Source organism: Kitasatospora sp. HPM-01-4 (assembly GCF_051374625.1).
Classification (GTDB): Bacteria; Actinomycetota; Actinomycetes; order Streptomycetales; family Streptomycetaceae; genus Kitasatospora.
In genome coordinates, this window is sequence record NZ_JBPQGP010000005.1 from 3965980 (window position 1) to 3982063 (window position 16084).

General features: G+C 69.7%; 17 protein-coding genes and 1 pseudogene. 9 read left to right on the forward strand and 9 right to left on the reverse strand.

Annotated features, from left to right (window positions below; all coding sequences use genetic code 11):
- Positions 1-105: 105 nt before the first annotated feature.
- The 5 genes and pseudogenes from ACSMTC_RS17140 to ACSMTC_RS17160 all read right to left on the reverse strand — a co-directional run.
- A pseudogene (locus ACSMTC_RS17140) lies at positions 106-381 on the reverse strand (DUF2637 domain-containing protein); the annotation flags it as partial.
- Entirely contained in the window at positions 378-911 is a 534-nt protein-coding gene (locus ACSMTC_RS17145) for a WhiB family transcriptional regulator (RefSeq protein WP_436560563.1), read from the reverse strand. The gene ACSMTC_RS17145 and the pseudogene ACSMTC_RS17140, both read right to left, overlap by 4 nt.
- 114 nt (positions 912-1025) lie before the next feature.
- Positions 1026-1694 (reverse strand): DciA family protein, encoded by a 669-nt coding sequence (locus ACSMTC_RS17150; protein WP_436560564.1) that lies wholly within the window; start codon positions 1692-1694, stop codon positions 1026-1028.
- Positions 1694-3073, reverse strand: a complete 1380-nt coding sequence (locus ACSMTC_RS17155; protein WP_436560565.1) for a helix-turn-helix domain-containing protein — start codon at positions 3071-3073, stop codon at positions 1694-1696. Before ACSMTC_RS17155 ends, ACSMTC_RS17150 begins: the two co-directional genes overlap by 1 nt.
- 185 nt (positions 3074-3258) lie before the next feature.
- Positions 3259-3600 carry a hypothetical protein gene (locus ACSMTC_RS17160; protein WP_436560566.1) on the reverse strand — a complete coding sequence of 114 codons (342 nt, stop codon included), beginning with the start codon at positions 3598-3600 and terminating at the stop codon, positions 3259-3261.
- Positions 3601-3923: 323 nt separating this feature from the next.
- On the opposite strand from ACSMTC_RS17160, the gene ACSMTC_RS17165 reads away from it, so the two are divergent.
- Complete coding sequence (locus ACSMTC_RS17165; protein WP_436560567.1) at positions 3924-4379, forward strand: helix-turn-helix domain-containing protein; 456 nt, start codon at positions 3924-3926, stop codon at positions 4377-4379.
- Between the two features lie 346 nt (positions 4380-4725).
- Here ACSMTC_RS17165 and ACSMTC_RS17170 read toward each other — a convergent pair whose 3' ends face one another.
- Entirely contained in the window at positions 4726-5544 is an 819-nt protein-coding gene (locus ACSMTC_RS17170; RefSeq protein WP_436560568.1) for a helix-turn-helix transcriptional regulator, read from the reverse strand.
- A 399-nt stretch (positions 5545-5943) separates the two neighbouring features.
- Between ACSMTC_RS17170 and fabG the strand changes: the two genes are divergently transcribed.
- The 4 genes from fabG (at position 5944) to ACSMTC_RS17190 (ending at position 9695) form a co-directional block, all read left to right on the forward strand.
- Complete coding sequence (gene fabG, locus ACSMTC_RS17175; protein ID WP_436560569.1) at positions 5944-6651, forward strand: 3-oxoacyl-ACP reductase FabG; 708 nt, start codon at positions 5944-5946, stop codon at positions 6649-6651.
- Positions 6652-6722: 71 nt separating this feature from the next.
- Positions 6723-7241 (forward strand): ImmA/IrrE family metallo-endopeptidase, encoded by a 519-nt coding sequence (locus ACSMTC_RS17180; protein ID WP_436560570.1) that lies wholly within the window; start codon positions 6723-6725, stop codon positions 7239-7241.
- Positions 7242-7280: 39 nt separating this feature from the next.
- A complete protein-coding gene (locus ACSMTC_RS17185) occupies positions 7281-8498 on the forward strand; it encodes an MAB_1171c family putative transporter (RefSeq protein WP_436560571.1) in 1218 nt (405 codons plus the stop codon).
- Between the two features lie 12 nt (positions 8499-8510).
- Positions 8511-9695: a cytochrome P450 family protein gene (locus ACSMTC_RS17190; protein ID WP_436560572.1), complete on the forward strand. Its 1185-nt coding sequence runs from the start codon at positions 8511-8513 to the stop codon at positions 9693-9695.
- Between the two features lie 165 nt (positions 9696-9860).
- Here the strand turns inward: ACSMTC_RS17190 and ACSMTC_RS17195 are convergent, their stop codons facing one another.
- From ACSMTC_RS17195 to ACSMTC_RS17205, 3 genes are all read right to left on the reverse strand, one after another.
- The gene (locus ACSMTC_RS17195) at positions 9861-10748 is read right to left on the reverse strand and encodes a hypothetical protein (protein ID WP_436560573.1); all 888 of its coding nucleotides are present in this window, start codon (positions 10746-10748) and stop codon (positions 9861-9863) included.
- Positions 10749-10884: 136 nt separating this feature from the next.
- Positions 10885-11211: a DUF397 domain-containing protein gene (locus tag ACSMTC_RS17200; protein WP_436560574.1), complete on the reverse strand. Its 327-nt coding sequence runs from the start codon at positions 11209-11211 to the stop codon at positions 10885-10887.
- On the reverse strand, positions 11208-12170 hold the full coding sequence (locus tag ACSMTC_RS17205; protein WP_436560575.1) for a helix-turn-helix domain-containing protein: 963 nt from the start codon (positions 12168-12170) through the stop codon (positions 11208-11210). The genes ACSMTC_RS17200 and ACSMTC_RS17205 overlap by 4 nt, the downstream gene beginning before the upstream one ends.
- 100 nt (positions 12171-12270) lie before the next feature.
- Between ACSMTC_RS17205 and ACSMTC_RS17210 the strand changes: the two genes are divergently transcribed.
- Genes ACSMTC_RS17210 through ACSMTC_RS17225 form a run of 4 tightly spaced genes read left to right on the forward strand, consistent with a single transcriptional unit; the run spans position 12271 to position 15966 of the window.
- Entirely contained in the window at positions 12271-12702 is a 432-nt protein-coding gene (locus ACSMTC_RS17210; RefSeq protein ID WP_436560576.1) for an ATP-binding protein, read from the forward strand.
- 44 nt (positions 12703-12746) lie between these two features.
- Positions 12747-13136: a hypothetical protein gene (locus ACSMTC_RS17215; protein WP_436560577.1), complete on the forward strand. Its 390-nt coding sequence runs from the start codon at positions 12747-12749 to the stop codon at positions 13134-13136.
- A gap of 57 nt (positions 13137-13193) precedes the next feature.
- A complete protein-coding gene (locus tag ACSMTC_RS17220) occupies positions 13194-14339 on the forward strand; it encodes a glycosyltransferase family 2 protein (RefSeq protein WP_436560578.1) in 1146 nt (381 codons plus the stop codon).
- A 46-nt stretch (positions 14340-14385) separates the two neighbouring features.
- Positions 14386-15966 (forward strand): carbamoyltransferase C-terminal domain-containing protein, encoded by a 1581-nt coding sequence (locus ACSMTC_RS17225; RefSeq protein WP_436560579.1) that lies wholly within the window; start codon positions 14386-14388, stop codon positions 15964-15966.
- Positions 15967-16084: the final 118 nt, after the last annotated feature.

Sequence of the window (16084 nt, forward strand, 5' to 3'; positions counted from 1 at the left end):
CGGAGCGATGGTGCTGAGCGCCCCCACGGCCGTGTTGGTCAGGTGGAGTCCCTGGCCGGCGGCGGTGCTCTCGTTCAGTCGGACAGCGTGAGTCCAGTTGGCCCAGACGCTGGTGGCCGTAGCGCTGCCGAAAACCGACCAGGTATAGGCCCGGGCGCGCCACGGGGCTTCCTTCAGAACGACCAACGCCCTTACGCCATAGGCGATGAACCCGTCGATCGCAACAGGGAAGAGGTAGGAGAGCTCGGGGCGCACGTGCATGGCGACAGCCATCTGCTGCAGTGCGTCGTAGCTCAGGGTGCCGCCCACCGCACCCATCACTCCGATCGCGGCCTTGTCCCATCCGGACATGCGATTCGGTGCACTGCCAGGCGCGTTCATGCCGCCACCGCCGCCGGCTCCGAGTTGAACTGGGCGGCGATGCGCTGCTCGCGGCGCAGCAGGAAGGGCTGCTTCTCCAGCTGCGCGCGGGCTTCGCGCAGTCGGGTGAGTGCCCTGGTGCGGCCGATGCCGAGCGCGGGTGCCCAGATCCGCGGGTCGAGGCCGAGGATGGCGGCGACGACGCCGACGCTGTCGCGCTCGGCCCGGGAGAGGGAGACCGGGCTGCCCTTCAGTGCGGCGATGACGCGGTCCTCTTCCCAGCGGCCGTTGGTGTTGAGCTTGTGCAGGGCGAGTCGCTCGTTCTCGTCGAGGCCGGCGCGGATGCCGTAGCGGTCGTTGGTCTCCAGGGCTTCGGTGAGGCATTGGTCGCTGACGGGGCAGCCGCCGCACAGGGCCTTGGCGGCTTGGTTCTTCGCGGTCTCGTCGGGCGAGGGGTAGAAGAGGTCCGACTGCGTGCTGTCGGCGCAGGCGGCCCGGCGTACCCAGGTGTGGTCGCGTCGGCTGGTGATCGAGATGATGGTGCTGGACACGGGGGCGGTTCTCCGGATGGGTCCGCTGCCTTGGGGCGCGGACGTGCGAGGCGTCGGCTTCAGCGCGACCGGGGTCGGGGCGGGGTGGTCGCGCTGGTGCCGGCCGTTCGGTGGCTAGCGAGGTCGCGGGCCGGAGAGACGGAAAATCGTCTCTCTGGCCAGCGTTCTGATCCGCCGCTCGACGGCCGGGCTTGTCCTCGAGTCGGCCGGCGCGCTCGGACGGCTGGCCTGCAGCTGTGCGAGGGCACGCAGGTATCCGGGCGAGGCGTCCTCGCGAGTCTTGATCTTGGCGTCCTGGGCGGCGCCTCCGCCGTACCCGGCAGGTCGGCGGGGCTCTTCGGCGGACCTGGTGTCGTACGCGCGCAGCACGCGGATGCTGCGCAGGATCGTTTCTCCGTGCGCCTGGTTGATCTTCGCGACGAGTGCCGGGGCGAGGGCTCGTACGTGGGTGGCGTAGGCGGGAGAGGTGGCGCGGACGACCAGCTGGCCGCTCTTGTGGTCGAAGCTGACGGCGGCGACGTGGTCGGCCAGGTCGCCCACGGTCGTTGGCCAGAGGTCGAGCAGTCCGCCGCCGGCCAGCGGCTCCTGCCAGGCGTGCTGGGTCACCAGGTCGGACAGGGCCGTTCCCAGCCCCACGGGGTCGAGTCCGCCGCGCCGCGGGCCGGCAGTGCGCCCGGTGGTCGGGGCCTTGGTCGCGCCGGCGGGGCGCTTGCCGGCGTCGGCGCGGGCCCGACGCAGGGCGAGGCGGGCGAGGTCGATGCCGGTGTTCTCGGTGTGGCTCATCAGGCGGTTCCTGCTCTCAGGTGGCTGCTGGTGGTGCGAAGGCGCAGGACGCGCTCGACGAGGTCGCGCCCGTAGATCTGCTCGGCCTGGTCGCGGCCGGCCAAGGTCAGCGCGGAGGTGACGAGTTCGGGTCTTCCGGCGAGGTACTGGCGCCACGCGGCGGTACGGGCCTCGCGGTGCTCGTCGCTGGTCGGCTGCTCGTCGAGGGCCACCAGCGGCTGGCGGCGGGTTGCTCTCGCCCAGGCGTCCCGGAAGAGGTGCTGGACGACGGTGCTGCGCGGGGCCTGCCAGGTGCCCTGCCACTCGGCGTGGCGCTCCCTGGCCGCCTGCGGGCTGTCGCGCCACCAGGCGACGATCGCGTCGCGCTTGGCCTGGGTGTCGTAGAGCAGCTCCGCTCCGGCGAGGCGGGCGGTCAGGAAGCCGACCGGGCGGTGGACGCGGCGTGCGGGCGCCCGCTGGGCCAAGACCGCGATGACCTCGTGCGCGGTCCACCCGGCGTCCGCGAGGTGGCGAACGGCCCAGGCGACCCGGGCAACCGGGCTGCCGCTGAGCCAGGGGACCTGCCGGACGAGTTCGAGGGCCAGCTGGTGACGCCGGCCGACCGTGTTCAGCACCCGACGGGTCCGCTTCCCCGGTCGATCCCGCTGGTCTTTCCCGTTCCCGCCCTCAGAGGGATTGTTGGTAGGTGCTGCAGGAGAAGACGTTTCAGCACCGACCCCCATTGGGGTGCAACGGGAGGATTTCACAGGCGAGTTGATGTCGGCCTTCCTGGTCGCCCGTCGCCTGGTTCGGCGTGCGGTTCGCGCGGCCTTCTTGCCGAGCCGGGCGAGGGTGAGGCGGCTCTCCTCGGAGGCGACGCCGACGACGGTGCGGATGAAGGTCTGGGACGTGGTGGTCCGCAGGCCGACGGAGTCGTCGAACAGCACCGGGATGGTGCGGACGAACTCGCTTGCCCTGGCGGCGGCCTGGCGTATGCGGGTGCCCCTGGCGGTGTAGGTGAGCAGTCCGGACTCCCGGAGGATCGACAAGTGGTACTGCACGGTGCGCTCGGACACCTTGAGCATCCGCACGAGGTAGGCGATGCCCGGTCTGCACGGGGTGAGCTGGGCGAGCAGTTCGGCGATGCGGATCGTGGTGCTGCCGAAGCGGGGGCCATGGGTGCGGGCCGGGCTGTGGGCCTGGCTGTCGTGCGCCCAGTGGACGGCCTGGAGCCAGGTGTACGGGTCCGGTGCAATGCGTCCGGAGGTGGTCGATATCCACTGCGCGGGGTCGGGCACGAGCAGGCCGGAGCCGCCCGCCGTCTTCTGTGCCTCCGGCGCTTCAGGGGCGCGGACGGGCATGGTGGAGCTGGGCACGGAGTCCTGGGTTTCGCTGGGCACGGCGGCCTGGCGCCACGAGCTGTCGCAGTTCGGGGCACGGCGCTGGCGGATTCGGACGCGGTACGCGCAGGGCGCGTTCGGCGCGAGGGCAGACGCCTCGTGCGAGTCGAGGCAGGGGTGATCGCCGGCAGGCGCCGCTCGGTAGGCGGCGGGCCGGGTGTCGGGCTGCTGAGAAGTGCCCCGGGTCAGGCCGCGATGGCGGCGGGCTCGTCCTCGGCCGCGGCGGTCAGCCGGCCGGTAGCGAGGTCAAGTTCGTGGGCGAGGTACGGGTCGAGTCCGGGGAAGTGCTGGACGATCCAGCGGGCCGCCATCTGCCGCTCGGCAAGCAGCTGGGGCACGTGCCGCCGGTGAGCGTCGAAGGCGCTGGCCGTGCGGGGAAATCCATGCGATCCGCGGTCCAGCCGTACGGCGGCGGCGGTCGGCGGGAGGAGACTGGCGAGCGCCTCGACGAAGGAGCTGGAGGCGGTGGCGATCTCGGTGTCGGCGGTCCGGGTCGGCGCCGCGGTTGTACGCGAGAAGGAGGACATGGGAGACTCCCGAGCTGGAGACGCCCGGCTGCGTGGTCAGATACGAAGGCCGGTCATCTTCGGACGTGATCGACGTCCTCGTGGTACGAGGAGCCCGGGAGCGCCAACTCCCGGGCCCTCGACGAGAACGGCCGGCGGCCCGACCAGCGGGCCAGTGGGCCGGTCAGCGCCCCGGCAGAACGCACCTAAGTGGCGCCCCGCCGGAGATCAGACACTTTATTGCCCCTTTGGCGTGATCAACGTACACCAAAATGCCCTGGCCGTGGGCAATAGATTGACCCCAAGATGTGCGCATGGGCACGATCAGGCACTAAAGTGTCCACGTGGGACGATCTGACACGGGAGGAGCGGCGATGGCCGAGCACACCGAGGCCGACGCGGGGGCGGCGCGCATCGCAGCGCGACTGGGCTACCTCTTCGAACACCGACACCCTGAGGGACGCGGCCCGTACACGATCGCCGAGGTCGCGGCCGGCACCGGCATCAGCGAGTCCTCCATCAAGCAGCTGCGAGGCCGCGACAGGGCGAACCCGACGATCAACACCCTCACCAGGATCAGCACGTTCTTCAACGCACCCCCGACGATCTGGGTCGTACCCGACGAGGAGCTGGAGGAGGTGCTCGCCAAGCGCGACCTCACGACCGCCATGCAGGAGTCCGGCGTCCAGTCGATCGCGCTGCGCAGCCAGGGCCTCAACGCGAAGAATCTGTCGCGCATCACGGAGATGATCGACATGGCGAGAGAATCCCAGGGGCTCCCCCCGATCCCCCCCACGTAACCCCCGAGGCGCCAAGAACGGGGGCCCTTTATTTTTCAACCGTGTCTATGCGCATAGACCGGTCGACACTTCTCCTTCGGAGCCGCCCGCCTAGGCGACAGCATGAGGCTCCCGGCGCACAGGGCCGCCACAGGCCAGCCGCGCTCGCGCTTCCCCGGCCGGCGCGACACCCCAGCTCCGAAGCCCCGGCGGCGACCGGCGCGCACCCCGAGGGAGCCTCGAGCTTGCCGGAGCCGACTTCTGTCACACGCCGGAGGCCAGCCGACGCCCCCGTTCTCGCAGCAGCGTCGGCGGGCCGAAGGTCTCCGGCCCGCCGGCGGCCCCGGCCGGCTCGACGCAGAACGGTTCAGGAGCCGTGAAACGAGACGATGAACCGGAGCTTCAGGTTTCTCAGCGGCGCCAGCGCCATGATCCGGCAAGGCACCTTGTCGTCGCCGCCGTGGGGCATACGCATGTATCGGACGTCGCCGTCCGGGTGGACGTAGTAGTCGTGGCGGTCCCAGAGCTCCTGTGCCTCGGGGCAGCCCTCCATGATGTCCCGGACGAGCTCCTTGAGCTGTTCGTTGTCCGGGTGCTGCGCCGCCGCGGTTCGGATCTGTGCCAGGAAGGGGACGGCCCAGCCCTCCTTCCAGTCGACCAGCTGCTCGCGCGCCTCCGGATACAGGAAGCTCCAGCGCATGATGTTGCCGCTGTACACCCACGGATACATCACCCGGTCGGGGCTGTTGTGGGCAACAACATTCCAGGCGACGTCGGAGATGTAGGCGGGATTCGGCAGCATTTTCGCCAGGAGGCGCTGCATGTCAGCGTCCATCGCCGCCATCGCGTCCGGCTCCGCACCGCGCTCTGTGGGCCCACGCCCGATCGCCTTGTGGAACAGCGCCAACTTCTCGGCGTCGTTCAGGCGCAGCGAATAGGCCAGTCGATCCAGGAAGTCCTCGGAGAAGCTGGCTTCCTCGCCGTTTTCGAGCTTGCTGTACCAGCGAGGACTCACGCCGATATAGCGGGCGATTTCGCTCTTCGAGACCTCGGTGGTGCGGCGGGCGGATCCAGTCGTCTTTACCAGGCCCGGGAGTGCATTCGGATCGAGGCGCCGGCGCCAGCGCTCCACCATGCCCGCCAAGGTCTCATCACGGGCAACAAGGCGTTCGTGGTCGGTCTTCATGAGCGTCGAGTCTAGGCAGCCGCCGACGCTCGGTCATACCAGGAACCTGTGGCGAACACCACACCTTCGCCAAAGTCGAAGCTATGTAACGAAGTGATTTCAGCGCCCGTTTTCGGATGATGATCCGTCAGAAAAAGATGATCATGCAGCCCGTTTTCGACAACGCGTCAGATTCCAGTATCTACGGCCCCTGGGGTCAATTGATTACCTTCCGTTAACCCAAGCCAGTGGTAACGCAGCGGAGTCGATGCGCGTAGCACGAACTGGCACTTCCGGAACTGCTAGTTCCGGAAGTGCTAGTTCCGGAACTGCTTGTTCCGATCACGGTTTGGCATGGTGGAGCCACCGGCCGCCGCGAGGTTGCGCCGCCCCCCCACACCCCCCGTTTGGAGTAGACCCATGTCTCGATCCGCCCTCGTCGTCGGCGGCAACCGCGGTATCGGGCTGGCCGTAGCGCGCCAGCTCCGCGAGCAGGGCCACCGGGTCGCTGTCACCTCCCGCAGCGGCGACTGCCCGGAGGACGGTCTCCTCGCGGTAGCCTGCGACGTCACGAGCCCCGAGTCGGTCGACGCAGCGCTCTCCGCGGTAGAGGCCGCTCACGGACCGATCGAGATCGTCGTGATCAACGCGGGCATCACCCGCGACACCCTGCTGCTCCGAATGAGCGAGGAGGACTTCGACGCCACGCTCCAGACCAACCTCGCCGGCGCCTTCCGAGTCGCCAAGCGGGCCGTGAAGGGCATGCTGCGAGGCCGGTTCGGCCGCCTGGTGTTCATCTCCTCCGCCGGTGCGATGACGGGAGAGGCCGGCCAGGCCAACTACGCCGCCTCCAAGGCGGGCCTGATCGGCTTCGCCCGCTCCCTCGCCCGCGAACTGGCCTCACGCGGCATCACCAGCAACGTGGTCGCGCCCGGCCTGACCGAGACCGACATGACCGCGGTGCTGACGGACTCCCAGCGCGAGTCGCTGCTGCAGCGTGTTCCCATGGGCCGCATGGCCCGGCCGGACGAGGTCGCGGCTGCGGTCGCCTTCGTGACCTCCGACGAAGCCTCCTACGTGACCGGTGCGATCATCCCGGTCGACGGCGGCGTCGGGATGGGGCACTGACCCCGGCTTGAACCCGGGCCCTGGGCGCACGAGGGGACGCCCAGGACCCACCCACAACTCCAGCGGAATCTTTGATCATTCTGGGAGGTGCCGTGCATGCGGGTTCACTCCGGAACGCCTGCGAAGATCGACTCGGACGCCTGAACCTGGCACACCGGTTCAGCGAGGACGACCTGATAAAAGCGGTCGCCTCATTGGTCGGGCGGACAATCGTCTGCGAGCCTATCGACATGAGGGGTGCATTCTCATGCGGGCTGCGCAAGAGGTATGCCGACCGTGAAGTCATCTACTACGAACAGAACGCATCGGCGCTGCACCGGCGCCAGATTATTGCCCATGAGCTCTCCCATATCCTCTGGGAACACAAAGGCGAGATCGACCTCGCCGACCTGATGTCAGACGAGGAACTCGCCGGCCTGATGGACTGGAGCGTCCTTGGAGTTTCCGCCCGCACGTCGTACGAAACCGACGCGGAGATCGAGGCGGAAATGATGGCCACCCTCATACTTCAGCGCATGTACCGCGGGACCGTGATGCCCGCCGCTCGCCCCAGCGTCGCCGATGAGCGCTGGGACGCGATCTTCTCCTGACCCTCAAGGAACGTCGTGATCAACATCATTTTCGGCGGCATGCCTCTCATTCTGCTCGCCGCCTCGCTCTATTGGGCATTCCGGCGACGCCCGGGCAGACGGCCCGCAGGAACTCTGAGTTTGTCCGCCCTCTTGGCCTGCTTCGCACTCGCCTTCAGCGCCTACCAGCCGACGGTTCGGGCGTTGGAGGATGCCGTCGCCCCAGACCTCTCCCGACTGATCAGCAACAGCGCGACCCTGTCCGCGGGAGCCGCCGTCTCCGCCGTGCTCCTCTACCTCAACTACGACGCCCCCGAGGCCCGTCGGCGGATCCGCTGGCGTCTTCGCCTCCTGGCGTTGGCCCTCGCCACCATGGCCACGACCTTCGCGTTCACGCCCGACGAGCTGACGTGGAACGCGGTCGAGACGCACGGCGGCCCGGCTGAGGGCCCCACGTCCCTTCACATCTACGCGGTGGCATACGTCGCCTACCTCTCGTACGCCGTCGTCGACTGCCTCACCGAGACCTGGACCAGGGCCCGCACGGCGACCCGGACCACTCAGCGGATCGGCCTGCGCACGACCTCCGTCGGCTGCGTCGTCGCCCTGCTCTACACCACCTACAAGACCGTCAACGCCGTGGCGGCGCTGTTCGACTGGACCGCCTTCCCCGGCGGCCCCCGCTGCACGAGCCCGGTCACGCCGGTGAGCTGCGCGTTCAGCGTGACCGCGCCGGCTGTCAGCGTGCTGCTCATCACGACGGGGCTGACCTTGCCGGCCATCGTCTGGCCGGTGACGCAGTACCTGCGGCGCCGTTGGGAGCGCCAGTCCGTCGCGGACCTCACCCCGCTCTGGCACGACCTGACCCAGGTCTGCCCCAGCGTCGTCTTCCGGACGGTCGGCGGTGAGACCGAGACCGACCTCGTCCTGCACCGCAGGGTCGTGGAGGTCTGCGACGGGATCCTCACCCTGGACGAGCACCGCTCGCGCGCGGTCCAACAGGCGGCAGCAGCGGCCGTCGCCGCCACGCGGCACGCCGGGACGGATCGCGGCGCCGCGATCGTCGAGGCCGCCATCGTCGCGGGAGCGATCCAGGCCGCCCGCGCCGGCGCCCCCGCCCAGGACGACCCAGCCCCGCAAGCCGCCGGCGCCGACGCCCGCGAGGCAGACCTGCGCGCCGAGGTGCTGTGGCTACGCTCGGTCTCCCGGCAGTACGCGACCAGCAACATCGTCCACCACGCCGCCGACCACCAGGTCCCGGCACTCACCGCGGCCTAGGAAGACAGCGACATGGCCCCCTCCCCCTTCGCGGACCCGGAGTTCTACCGGGACCGCTACCCGACCTATGCAGCGCTGCGCGGTCGATCCCCGGTCCTCCGGATCCCCCTGGGCGGGAGCGCGGGGCCGGCGGTCGCCGTCACCGGCTACGAGCAGGCACGCCAGGCACTCAGCGCGGACCTGTCCAAGGACACCGCCGCCTACTTCGCCGACCGCCCCTCCGGACGCTCGCTCCACCCCGCGGTCGCCCACACCATGCTGCACACCGACCCGCCAGCGCACACCCGCCTGCGCCGGCTGGTCGTCAGGGCCTTCACCTCCTCCACCGTGGACGGCCTGCGGCCCTGTATCCGTCACCTGGCCGAGCACCAGACCAAGTCCTGGGAACCGGGCAGCGAGGTCGACCTGATCGCGGACCTCGCCGGTCCGCTCCCGGTCGCCGTGATCTGTCAGCTCCTGGGCGTCCCGGTGGCAGACTGGGGTGTGGTTCGCGCCCTGTCCACCGACCTGTTCGCCACCGGCGACAACTCCCGGATCGACGCGGCCTCCCACGACCTCGCCGACTACATGGTCCAGCTGATCGCCACCAAGCGCTCCCGGCCGGACCAGGCCCTCCTCTCCGGCCTGATCGCCGTCCGCGACGCCGACGGCGACCGCCTCAGCGAGGAGGAACTAGTCTCCCTCGGCCTGCTGCTCCTGCTCGCCGGCCACGAGACCACGACGGCAGCGATCGGCAACGCCGTCCTGGCCCTCCTGCAGAACCCGGCCGAGCTGGAGGGCCTACGGGCCCACCCGCACCTCATCCCCGCTGCCGTGGACGAACTCCTGCGCTACGACGCACCCGTGAGCATCGCCACCTGGCGCCACGCCGCTCACACAGTGCAGTTGGGCGAGGTCGAAGTCGCCGCCGGCACCCCGGTCCTGGTCTCCCCCGGGGCAGCCAACCGCGACCCCGGGAAGTTCACCGATCCGGACCGACTCGACCTCCGGCGCCCGGATGCCGCCAGCCACCTCTCGTTCGGCCACGGCATCCACCGCTGCCTCGGCGCACCGCTCGCCCACGCGGAGATCGAGACCACGCTGCAGGTCCTGCTCAAGCGCTTCCCCGACCTCCGGCTGGCCGTCCCCGCCGACGAACTGCGTTGGCGCCACTCCCGATTGATCCGAGGGCTGGAGTCTCTGCCCGTCCTCCTGTAGGCGTCACCCGGTGCTGCCGAGAACGCTCCTCGGCAGCACCGGCACCGTCCCAGGGCTGTTGCCGATCCGGCGTGCCGACGGCGGCCAACAGGGCCCCAACGGGCGCCGAATCCGCGCCCCCGGCACTCCCGCGCCAGCTCGTACAGGCAGGGCCGACAGGGCGCCCTACGCGGCCGAACCAGCCAGCGCAGCACGGACCTTGGCCATGCCCCGTGCCGTCACCTCGGCTCCTCGCTCCCCGCCGGTCCGATGACGCGCCGCACCGCTGCACCGCCCGCACAGTCCCGGCTGCGGCAGCGGATCACGGCACTCCGCGCACTCAGCACCGCGCGGACGAGGCGGTTCTACCGGCCGCTCCACGGGCATCTTCCGCTCCAGCCGCGTGCGCAGGACTCCGGCCGGGGAGTAGACCACCTCCGGCAGCCCGGACAGCAGCGCTGCCCGCAGCTGGTCCTCCGACCCGCCTCGATCCATCCACTCCCGCACCAGCGGAGCCAGTGCAACCGCCTCCGCCGCGCCGAGCGGCAGGCGCCGCTCCGGCCGGACCGCGCGCAGCAGCACGTTCATCGCCTCGAGAGTCGCCTCGTCCAGCTCCTCCACCGGCTTGGCGGGCCGGAGTACCGGAGCGGGAGCGTCTTCCTCCCGCCCTCCCCTGTCCCCCTCGTCGCCGTTCTCGGCGACCGGTTTCACCGCAGCGGGGAGGGAGGGTATTTTCACCAGGTCCTTTGGAAGGGTGTCACACGCAGCGGTGTCCGACTCACCGGAGCCCGGCACAGTGGCACCCGGAAGCCCCGGGGTCTGCGGCCGGTCGAAGAGGTGCGCCTCCGTCCGCAGCCGCCCGTTAGCGAGGCGGACCACCTCCACCCGGTAGTACCCCCACGCCTTCAGCTCGTCCAGTGCCGCCTCCAGGGCCTTGCGGCCCTGTGGGCTCGAATCCGCCATCTGTCGGCACGTCTCCCGCCAGTCGCCCGGACGGGACAGGAGATCCACCAGCAGGCCCCGCGCGGTGTAGCTCATCGCGCGGTTCTGCGCCAGCGCGTTCGGGATGATCACATATGACGACGGATGCGAGCTGCGGTGGATACGCAGGAGGTCCTCCTCGAGCCTCGGCCGGGCCAGTCCCAGCCGAGGGACGACGGACCATAGCCGCAAAGGTCCCGCAAGTGAAGCGGCTCCAGAGTGGCCTTGATCACATCGACTGACGGCCGGTCTCGCGGCGCTCCACCCACATCAGGAGCCTGCTGGCAATCAGCGCCGGCACGCGGGTCCAAAGGGTGGTGCGGCGTCCGGGCCTGCGGAGTTCACCACGCAGGATGCCCGCGACGAGTGCCTCGTACTCGGCGTCGTAGTAGATCTGGGGAGGGTCCTGCCGATTCTTGGAGTCCCGCACTGCCAAGATCCCTTCGTCGAGGAAGGCCAGCTCGAAGCAGGTGCTGCCGCCGCTGCTGGCGGTTTGCCAGTCGGCGCTGCTGAGTTGACCGGCGAGCCAGCTGGGATCGACGTCGTTCTTGTTCACGGTGCGAGTTCCTTGGCGATGGACTGGAGGAGTTTCAGGGTGGCTTTTTGCCCGAGGGCATCGGTCTTGAGGTAATCAGCGGTTGTCCGGTACCACTCGACGGTCTCGGGCTGGTTCAGGTGGAGCAGCGCACGGGCGGCCTCGATGGTGACGGTGTCGGGTCCCTTGGGGTATCTCATCAGCATGAAGGGCCCGTCCATGCCGGAGTGGGCGCCGGCCGCCGACGGAAGCGCCTGGATGGTGTAGTTGGGGTCGGTGTGCATCAAGTTGATCAGGTGCTGGACCTGTGCTGCTGCGACTTGCCGCCCGCCGACTTCCCGCCGAAGCAGTCCTTCCGGAATGACGGACCAGAGCTTGAAGGGCTTACTGCGGTCCTGCATCGCCGCGCTGTGCTCGCGGCGAGCCCGGATGAACCGGTCGATGTCCTCCGTGGTCCTCCACGTCCGGTTGGCCTCGACGACGGCGCGCTCGTATTCCGGGATCTGCAAGAGGCCGTGCAGGACGGCCGGACTCCAGTGGAAGACGCTCTCGGCCTGCTCGATCTCGGTGAGGTGCTCACTGAGTGGTGCGTCGACAACGCCCTTGAACCGCTGGTGCCAGTCAGGCTCTGCGGCACGACGGACCAGTTCGCGCCACTCCTCGCGGGTGGCCTCGTCCGTGATGCCGAGCACCTCGAAGAAGTGGGCCAACTGTTGGAGTTTGAGGCCCTGGGTGCCGGCTTCGATCTTGCTGACGGTTGAGAGAGACCGATACCCGAGGTGAACGGCCGCTTCCTCTTGCGTCCATCCCTTCGCGTCTCGGGCGCGCCGAAGCTCGGCACCGAGGCGCCTGCGACGGGGAGTTGGCTCAACGGGCATCCGACGCCTCCTTTCTCGAAAGGAAGCGTAGCCCGCGGGGAGTCCGAACGTATGGCAAATCGCAGAAAGGAAAACTTTCCTCTTCGGGGTCTTGCCCTTCATCCAGCAGGGCGTCCATCATCAAGGCTCGACATGCGGAGAGTACTCCGGCAAGTACGGAGTGCGACATTCCGTGTGGCCTCGCCTGCCTGCTGGAGGGTCGATGCCTGTCACCCCCGTCACCCGGGAGCGCCGCTTCTTCACCGTGCTGGTCGCGACCGCCGCCCAGGACGTCCGACCGATGCGAACGGTCGCCAAGGCGCACCTAGTCCTCTGGGACAAAGCCGAGTTGACCGACCTGGTCCTGCTCGGCCTATCCGAGCTGCTGTCCAACGTGGTCAAGCACGCCCCAGGCGACTGCGAGGTGCGGCTTCGGGATGTTGCGGCCGGCGTCGAGGTCGCGGTGACCGACTTCGCCGTGGGCCTTCCGGTGGTCAAGGAGCCCACGGAGGAGGAGCCCGGGGGCCGGGGGCTGTTCCTGCTGTCGCAGCTGGTGCAGGAACTGACGGTCGAGCCGCTCGACTGCGGCAAGCAGGTACGGCTGCTGATGAAACTGCCCGACGTCGACGATCAGGAGATGGACCCACGGTGCTGACCGACTTAGCCCCGACGACTCCGCTGGCTCTGTACCCGTATGGGGTGAAGCCAGCGTTGCTGCCGGCCGTGCTCTACCGCTGCACCTCGTACTTCGACATCGAGGGCACCGAGCACGAGCTGGTGTTCAGCTGGGAGATCCTCAGTTCCTGCGCCGAAGCCTTCCGGCACATCCGGTCGGCAGCGAGCGGCATCACCCAGGCCCTGCCGCAGGAAGCCGATCAGGTGGTGCGTCCCTGGCTGGCTGACCCGCTCGCGATGTCCAAGCTCGAACGGGACCTCCAGCAAGGCCGCCTCTACGAGCTGGAGCTGCCGGGATCGGGAAGCCGGATCGTGCTCTCCCTTCGGCCAGTTCTGCTCCTGCCGATGCTGCCGCAGCGACCTCGGCTCTGCCCTGCGGACCTGCTTCTGGGCCGTCGCACCTGGGCCAGGTAGCACCCCCGACAGACCTTCACGACCGACCGGCCACCGGCCAGACGGGAGCACAACCTAATGACCAGCACCATCGCGAGCCTCACGACGGGGAGAGCGTCCGACCTGCCCAGCCCTGAGCACTCGGAGCCCACCGCCTCGGTAGCACCGGGCGTCGGCGTCGTGATCCCGGTGTGCAACCGCCGCGAGAACCTGTCGCTGCTGCTCTCCTCCCTGTCCCGGCAGACCACCGGTGCGTTTCACGTGGTCGTCGCCGACGATGGGTCCACCGACGGCACGCGCGCCATGGTCGAGTCCCTGGCGGCCACCGAGCAGTGGGGCGGCCGACTCTCCTGGATCGGCTGTGGCCCGGACCTCGGCGTCCGCACCGCCCGCGCCCGCAACATCGGTGTCGCCAACCTGCACGCCGACACCAGCCTGGTCGTCCTCCTCGACAGCGACCTGGTCGTCCAGCCGAACGCGATGGAGAGCTTCACCGCGCTCCACCAGCGCCACCCCTCCACCGTGATCTCCGGCCTGGTCGACTGGCTGCCGCCGAGCCCGCACACCGAGGTCGAACAAGCCGTCGCCACCCGCAGCCTGGCCCGGCTCAGGGGCTCCGTGCCCCAGGGCATCCCCCGGCGCGTCGGCGGAACGTTCGTCGGCCCCGAACTGCGTACCGGGCTGTTCGAGAAGGGCGCGGAGGAGCCGGTGCCGCTGCGGCCCGAGTGGGCGCTTCCGCTGAACTCGGCGTGGCCGGTGGACGTCTACTGGAGCCTCGGCGGCTTCGATGAGGCGATGACCGGCTACGGCTACGAGGACAACGAGTTCGGGGCCCGCGCTCTGGCCGCCGGCGTCCAGTGCCTGCCCCGGCCGGAGCTGTGGGCCCTGCACGTGTGGCACCCGAAGCCGGACGCCGCGATGTCCGAGAACCAGAAGAACCTGGACTACTACCTCCGCCGGCACGGCCGGAACCAGCTCATGGAGACCGACGTCGACTGGACGCTGTGGTTCCACTACCACGCGGAGCGCGGCGGCACCGTCGTCCGGGGCAGCAGCACCCTGTGGGCGCTGGACGCCGACGGTGCCCGCCGCCTTGCCCTGCCCGACCTGTCCTGGCTCGCCAGGCTCGGCCACTACGTGGACGTCCACCAGCTGCCGTGGGCGGACCCCGATCTCCTGGTCAAGGCGCTCGACCACGGCACCGCGCAGCTAACCGAGTCCTGATCCGACCGGCACCACCACCCACCACACCCATGAACAGGGGAGACCCATGCTCGTAGTGGCCTTCAAGCCGGGGCACGACGGCGGCGTGGCCGCCATCCGCAACGGCCGGCTGGTGTACTCGCTGGAGTCCGAGAAGGACTCCTTCGCCCGCTACTCCTTCCTCACCCCCACCACCTTGCTGGAGCTGGCCGAGCGTCTGGACGAGGTCCCGGACGTCGTCGCGGTCGGCGGCTGGCAGGAGAAGGGCATCAGCATCAAGGGCCAGGTCGGGGCCGGCTACCACGGCGCCGAGTCGGTGGTCACCCGCAGCAGCCGCTTCTTCGGCAAGGACGTCACCTTCTTCTCCTCCTCGCACGAGCGCTCGCACATCCTCGGTGTGCTCGGTATGGCGCCGCGCCGCTCGCACCGTCTCCAGGCCGTGCTGGTCTGGGAGGGCATCACCGGCGCGTTCTTCCTGGTGGACGACAAGTTCCGCGTCGTGAAGACGATCGAGGTCATGGACCAGCCCGGCGCCAAGTACGCCGCGCTGTTCGCCATCCTGGACCCGACCTTCCCCGCAACCGGCGGCTTCCCCCGGCTGAGCGACGCCGGGAAGCTGATGGCGCTCGCCGCGTACGCCAACCCGGACGACGCCGGCCCTGAGATCAACGCCGCCGTCGACCGCGTGCTGGCCATCGGCAACGCCTACCCGGTGCCCAAGGACGACTTCCGCGACAGCGTCCTGTTCGACGCCGGCCTCACCACCGAGATCGGCACGTTGGCGGCGGCGGTCATCACCCGCAAGATCTTCGACGCCTTCGCCGACGTCGCCCGACGCGACCTGCCGTCCGGCCTGCCGCTGCGCATATCCGGCGGCTGCGGCCTCAACTGCGACTGGAACCAGCAGTGGCGCGAGCTGGGTCACTTCTCGGAGGTCTTCGTGCCGCCGTGCCCGAACGACTCCGGCTCCGCCATCGGCACGGCCGCCGACGCGCTCGCCACCCTCACCGGCAGCCCGTCGATCGAGTGGGACGTCTACTCCGGCCTCGACTTCGTCACCGACACCCTGCCCGACCCCGCCCGCTGGCAGCGGCGCCCCCTGGACGACGCCGCCCTTGCCTCCGCCCTCGGTGCCGGCCGAATTGCCGCCTGGTGCCAGGGACGCTGGGAGATCGGACCGCGGGCGCTCGGCAACCGCTCGCTGCTGGCCGACGCCTGCAGCGCGGCCAGCAAGAACCGGCTCAACGTGATCAAGCAGCGGGAGACCTATCGGCCGATCGCCCCCGTGGCCCGGGTTGAGGACCTGGCCGCCGCCTTCGACGCGGACTTCGAGGACCCGTACATGCTGTACTTCCGGCGGGTCCGCGACCAGCGTCTGGCGGCCGTCACCCACGTGGACGGCTCCGCCCGGGTTCAGACCGTCTCCCACCAGAGCAACCAGCGCCTGCACCGGCTGCTCGGCGCGGTAGCCAGCGACACCGGCCTCGGAGTGCTCTGCAACACCAGCCTCAACTTCAACGGGCACGGCTTCGTCAACCGGATGACGGACCTGATCGCCTACTGCGAGAGCCGGGGTGTCACGGACATGGTCGTCGGTGAGGACTGGTACCAGGACCGGATCGGGCTCGCCGCCGGCCAAGCGGCGTGAGCCAGGCCGCCCGGGGCCCGCGCACCCGTACCGGCGGCGGCTCGCCCGTCTCCGACCGTGCCCGCGCGGGCACCGCGGCGGCGCTCGTTACCGTAGACGGGCACGGTCGGCGCGGCGC